This window comes from Brevirhabdus sp. (genome assembly GCF_052826345.1).
The window spans coordinates 1-5,116 of record NZ_JBRBUA010000033.1 but is presented as its reverse complement, the minus strand read 5'-3'; the positions used below and the strand labels follow the sequence as shown (position 1 = coordinate 5,116).

Below are 5,116 nucleotides of genomic sequence, written 5' to 3'. Positions count from 1 at the left end.
TCGCGCACTGCTCTATTGCTTCCTTGCCCCGCTGCTGTTCCTGGCGTTCGCCCAGCTGAACATACAGATCGGCGAATGGGAAAAGGCATCCGCCGCCGCGGAAGCCGGTGCCGAGGAAGAGGACGAGAAGGAAACGATCGAACTGCCGCAGAATGTGATCGACAAGGCGCTTGGCGCACCGGCCCCCGAGATCGACGGCCCTGGCGCAGAGGACGAGGAAGAAGGCCCCTCCCCCACGCCGGCCTATGTCTTCGCGGGACTGTTCGTCGCGCTCTATCTTGGTGGCCGCATCCTTGAGGACCGGCTGATCAAGTCGCTGTTCCGCAAGCGGCTGCACGGGATCGGCGACGACAAGGGACAGAACAAAAAGGATGCCGAGGGCGAGACCGGCTCGCGCATGTTGTCCTTCTGACCTGACCCGCCATCGCGCCCTTGCCGGGCGCCTGCTTCACAATTCGCATTTGAACGAGCGGCCGCGGCGGACCTGATCGCCCGGCCGTCTTCGTTTGCGCCGGTCCTCGCGCGAAGATTTCGCTTGCAAAAACGATAATGCATGATCCATTTTCTCTGCCGTCACGCCGGAACATCGGCGGACGAGGGGGAGATGCCTATGTTCAGCGCGGTCTTGCGTTACGCCGTCGCGGGTCTGTTCATCCTGCTGGGATTATTGCTGGGCGCTGGCGGGGCGCGGCTCGTCACGCTGGACGGATCGCCCTATTACCTGATCGCGGGCGTCGTCCTGTTTGCTGCGGGTCTGCTTGCGCTACGGCGCAGCGGATATGCGCGGCTGCTATATGCCATTTTCCTGATCGCTACGCTGGTCTGGGCGCTGGTCGAGGTGGGTTTTCAATTCTGGGCCCTGCTGCCGCGACTGGCGGGTCCTGCCGTGCTGGCGCTGCTGCTTGCGCTGCCCTTCGTGGGACGCGCGATCGGCGGTCCGCGCGCCCGCCTTGGCAGCTGGGCCGTGTTCGGGGCCGGGCTTGCCGCGCTGCTGGCTCTTGGCGGCAGCTATCTGGCGTCGGGTCCGGCATTGGGCGATCCTGCGTACAGCGACACGCCGCGATTGATGGCGGCGACGGACAGCGACACGGAATGGACCGCCTATGGCCGCGACGCTGCCGGAACGCGCCATTCTCCCGCCGCGCTGATCACCCCCGCGAATGTCGCCTCCATGACCGAGGCGTGGCGTTACCGCACCGGCGACAGCAATGCCGCGCGGCCCGATATCGCGCAGCCGATGTCCTTCATGGTCACGCCGCTGATGGTGGACGATCTGCTGGTGTTCTGCACGCCCATCGGAGCAGTGGTGGCGCTCAATCCCGATAGCGGGCGGCAGGTCTGGCGGCACGATCCGAAGTCCGAATTCGGCGCGGCGCAGATGCTGAACTGCCGCGGCGTTTCGGTGCACCGCGCCAGCGTCGATGGCACTGGCGCGCGCGAAACGGGCGGGCTTTGCGCGAGCCGGGTGCTCAGCACGGCGGTCGACGGGCGGCTGCTGGCGCTCGACCTTCGGACCGGACGCCCCTGCCCGGGTTTCGGCGACAATGGCACCGTTTCGCTGCTCGATGGGCTGGGCGAATTCGACGAGGGGGCGACCTATACCACCTCGCCGCCGGTCATCATCGGCGATACCGCAGTGCTCGGCGGCTATGTCCGCGACAATTTCAAGACGAACGATCCCTCGGGCGTGGTCCGCGCGTTCGATGTCACCACGGGGCGGATGCTGTGGGCGTGGGATTCTGGCCGCCCCGACGATGCGCCCCCGCTGGCGGAGGGCGAAACCTATACCCCCGCCTCGCCCAATGCGTGGAGCGTGCTGAGCGCGGATCCCGAACTGGGCCTTGTCTATGTGCCCACCGGCAATGCGACACCCGATCATGTCGGCATGCATCGCAGCGCGGAGTTGGAACGCTATGCCAGTTCGGTCGTGGCGCTGGATGCGGCGACCGGGCGGGTGCGCTGGCATTTCCAGACCACACGGCACGATCTGTGGGATTATGACGTGCCCGCGCAGCCAGTGCTGTTCGACATGCCCACCGCCTCGGGCATGGTGCCCGCGGTCGCCGTGCCGACGAAGCGGGGCGAGATCTTCATCCTCGACCGGCGCGACGGCACCCCGCTGACGGGGATCGAGGAACGGCCCGCGCCGCAAGGCAATGTTCCGGGCGAACGATATGCGGCGACGCAGCCCTATCAGACCGGCTTTCCCTCGCTGATCCCCGCCGCCCTGCGCGAGGCCGACATGTGGGGCGCGACGCCGATCGACCAGCTGTGGTGCCGGATCCGTTATCGCTCGCTGGATTATCGGGGCGATTTCACGCCGCCCTCGACGCGCGGGGCGCTGCAATATCCGGGCATCTTCGGCATGCTGAACTGGGGCAGCGTCAGCGTGGATGCGGCGCGCGGGCTGATGGTGGTGAACTCATCGGCCATTCCGCAGGTCGTGACGCTGCATGACCGCGCCGCGATGGCGGGGCAAGAGGCGGGTAATGCCCATACCGCCGGCATGCTGCCGCAGGAGGGTACGCCCTATGCGCTGACGATGGAGCCGATGGTTTCGCCGCTGGGCATCCCCTGCACTACGCCGCCATGGGGACAGCTGACGGCCATCGACCTGGCCGACCGCACGGTCGCGTGGCAGAGGCCGCTTGGCACATCGGAGGATATCGCGCCCATGGGCATCGCGGTGCCCGGTATCTTCAACCTGGGTGGGCCGGTCACGACCGGCGGCGGCGTCACGCTGATCGCGGCGACGCTGGACGATTATCTGCGCGCGTTCGACACCAGAACGGGGCAAGAGCTGTGGCGCGGACGCCTGCCCGCAGGGGGACAGGCGACGCCGATGACCTTCGTGTCACCGCGCAGCGGGCGGCAATTCGTCGTGATCGCGGCGGGAGGGCACGGATTCCTCGGCTCGACGCCGGGAGATTACCTGATGGCCTTTGCCCTGCCCGATGGAGCAGCGCAGGACGCGCCAACCTCGCGATAGGATCAGGCGCGGCCGACGAAGTCCTCGCCCGCGTCGCGCTCGGCGCGGTTGGTGGAGGCGGCGGCGCCGATCTCGGACATGCCCAGCTTGGCGTGATATTCGGCCAGCTGGCGCAGCGCCATCTCCTGCGCCTCGCCCGTCAGCACCACGGCGGCGCTTTGCAGGAAGGCGCAGCGCAATTCGATGCGGCAGGCGGCGCTGTCGGTGATCTCGATCGCCCAGCGGCGATAGACGAGGAACTCGCTGACCACGTGCCGCTGCGCCAGCCTTTCCAGGTCGAGATCGGCGCGCGTATGCCCAGCCTCTATCTGCAGATCCAGCCAGTTGCGGAACCGGTTATAGGCGACCGAACGCAATTCGCGAACCTCGGCCGTCCGGGGGTTCAGCGCGAAGTTGAAGCCGATCGCGACCCGTGCATATTCGGTGTCGCGCTCCATCTCGCTGACCATCCAGTCCAGCTCGTCGAACACCACGTCCAGCGTATAGGTGCGGTTCTTGCGCGCGATCACGCTACGCACCTCGCGCATGCGGTCGGCGACGGTGGCGAAGATCACCCCGTCCTTGTCGGTGAACAGGCGATAGATCGTGCGCGGCGCCACCTCCGCCTCGCGGCACAGGCGGGCGATGGTCATGCCCTCGGCCCCCGCCTCGCCCAGCAGGCGGTGCGCGCAATCGATGATGCGTTGCCGCCGTTCGGCCATCGCGGGGCTGGTGTAGCGGCGCGGCACGCGGCGCGATGCACCGCTTCGCGTCACGTGAAGCTGTGTCTCGGCAGTCTCGACCGGTTCAGGCGTGATTTTGGCCATAAGCGAAAACCTTAGCGTTCTGCGGTTTTCGAAGGAAGCCGCCCAAGAAAAAAACATAAATGTTTGTTTTTCGCTTGGTAAAAATGATTATCCATGTTCTTTTGTCCTCATCGCCCAACGATGGCGATCACGAAACCGATTCGCAGTCAAAACAGCGAACGGAAACATGGAGAGGGAAAGCCGATGGGTGGATTCCGCCAACAGACGAGTTGCGCCTTGCGCTTGGCCATTGCAGGCCTGTTTTGTTCAGCCAGCACGACCGCGCTGGCCCAGACGGACGATGCGCCCCCGCCATCGCAGGACATGCCTGCGGATCCCGGCGCGCTCGACCCCGCTGCCCCCACCCCTTCCCCGACCGCACAACAGGGACAGGCCACGGGGCTGGAGGAAATCGTCGTCACCGCAAGGCGCGTGTCGGAATCGCTGCAGGAAACGCCCGTCGCGGTCACAGCTTTCACCTCGCAGGCGATCGACAACAAGTTCGCCGCCGACATCCGCGCACTGGCGGGCGATGTGCCCAACGTGGTCATCACCAATGTGCCCGGCTTCAACGCGGCCTCCATCGGCATTCGAGGCCAGTCGACTGGCGACATCATCCTGACCTTCGAACCCGCCGTGGGCGTGGTGGTCGACGATTTCGTGCTGGCCCACGTCCAGACCCAGCTGTTTGACCTGTTCGACGTCGAACGGATCGAGGTGCTGCGCGGACCGCAAGGCACATTGTTCGGCAAGAACACCGTGGGCGGCGTGGTCAATGTCATCACCAAGCGGCCTGAGACCACGCTCGGCGGGCAGATCCGGCTGGGCTATTCCAGCTTCGACACCAAGGACGTGAAGGCCTCGCTCAACCTGCCGATCACCGACGGGCTGTATTTCCGCTTCGCCGGTTCGTTCCAGGAAAGCGACGGCTATTACAAGCTCACCAAGAACAACGATGTCGACGAGCCGCAGGGCCGGCGTGCGACGGGCGAAAATTTCGGCGGCACCCGCTATTTCAACGCGCGGGCAAAGCTGCTCTGGGAAGCGACGCCCGATACCGAATTCATGCTGACCTATGAATTTCTGCGCGACCGCGGGGATTCGCCGCCGTCGGTCAATGAAACGCCGCCGGGTTTCCTGTTCGACGTCGTGGGCTTCGAAGGGATCCAGACCGACGGGACCGACCCGTTCGACACCGGCACCACGCTGTGCGAAGGCGACATCGACGCCGCGACCTGCCCCGGCACGCTGCTGGGCCACCGCATCGACGTCGACGGCGCCTATCTGCGCGGCGAGCATAACATGCCGGGGCTGGGTTCGATCACCGCGGTGGGCGGTTACC

At 65.9% G+C, this 5,116-nt stretch carries 4 protein-coding genes; 3 read left to right on the top strand and 1 reads right to left on the bottom strand.

What is annotated here, in order from left to right; genetic code table 11:
• Together ACU0BR_RS04895 and ACU0BR_RS04890 are read left to right on the top strand one after the other, a co-directional pair.
• Nucleotides 1–412 (top strand): hypothetical protein (locus ACU0BR_RS04895; protein ID WP_446155731.1); only part of this gene is annotated, 412 nt, incomplete at its 5' end.
• 198 nt (nucleotides 413–610) lie between these two features.
• Nucleotides 611–2,989, top strand: a complete 2,379-nt coding sequence (locus ACU0BR_RS04890; RefSeq protein WP_446155730.1) for a membrane-bound PQQ-dependent dehydrogenase, glucose/quinate/shikimate family — start codon at nucleotides 611–613, stop codon at nucleotides 2,987–2,989.
• Between the two features lie 2 nt (nucleotides 2,990–2,991).
• On the opposite strand, the gene ACU0BR_RS04885 is transcribed toward ACU0BR_RS04890, so the two are convergent.
• Entirely contained in the window at nucleotides 2,992–3,795 is an 804-nt protein-coding gene (locus tag ACU0BR_RS04885) for a TetR/AcrR family transcriptional regulator (RefSeq protein ID WP_446155729.1), read from the bottom strand.
• A gap of 303 nt (nucleotides 3,796–4,098) precedes the next feature.
• Between ACU0BR_RS04885 and ACU0BR_RS04880 the strand changes: the two genes are divergently transcribed.
• A partial coding sequence (locus tag ACU0BR_RS04880) for a TonB-dependent receptor (RefSeq protein WP_446155728.1) occupies nucleotides 4,099–5,116 on the top strand: 1,018 nt, incomplete at its 3' end.

Coding starts and splice junctions, on each gene's coding strand:
- ACU0BR_RS04890 (WP_446155730.1), top strand. CDS start 611: ATGTTCAGCGCGGTCTTGCGTTACGCCGTCGCGGGTCTGTTCATCCTG.
- ACU0BR_RS04885 (WP_446155729.1), bottom strand. CDS start 3,795: ATGGCCAAAATCACGCCTGAACCGGTCGAGACTGCCGAGACACAGCTT.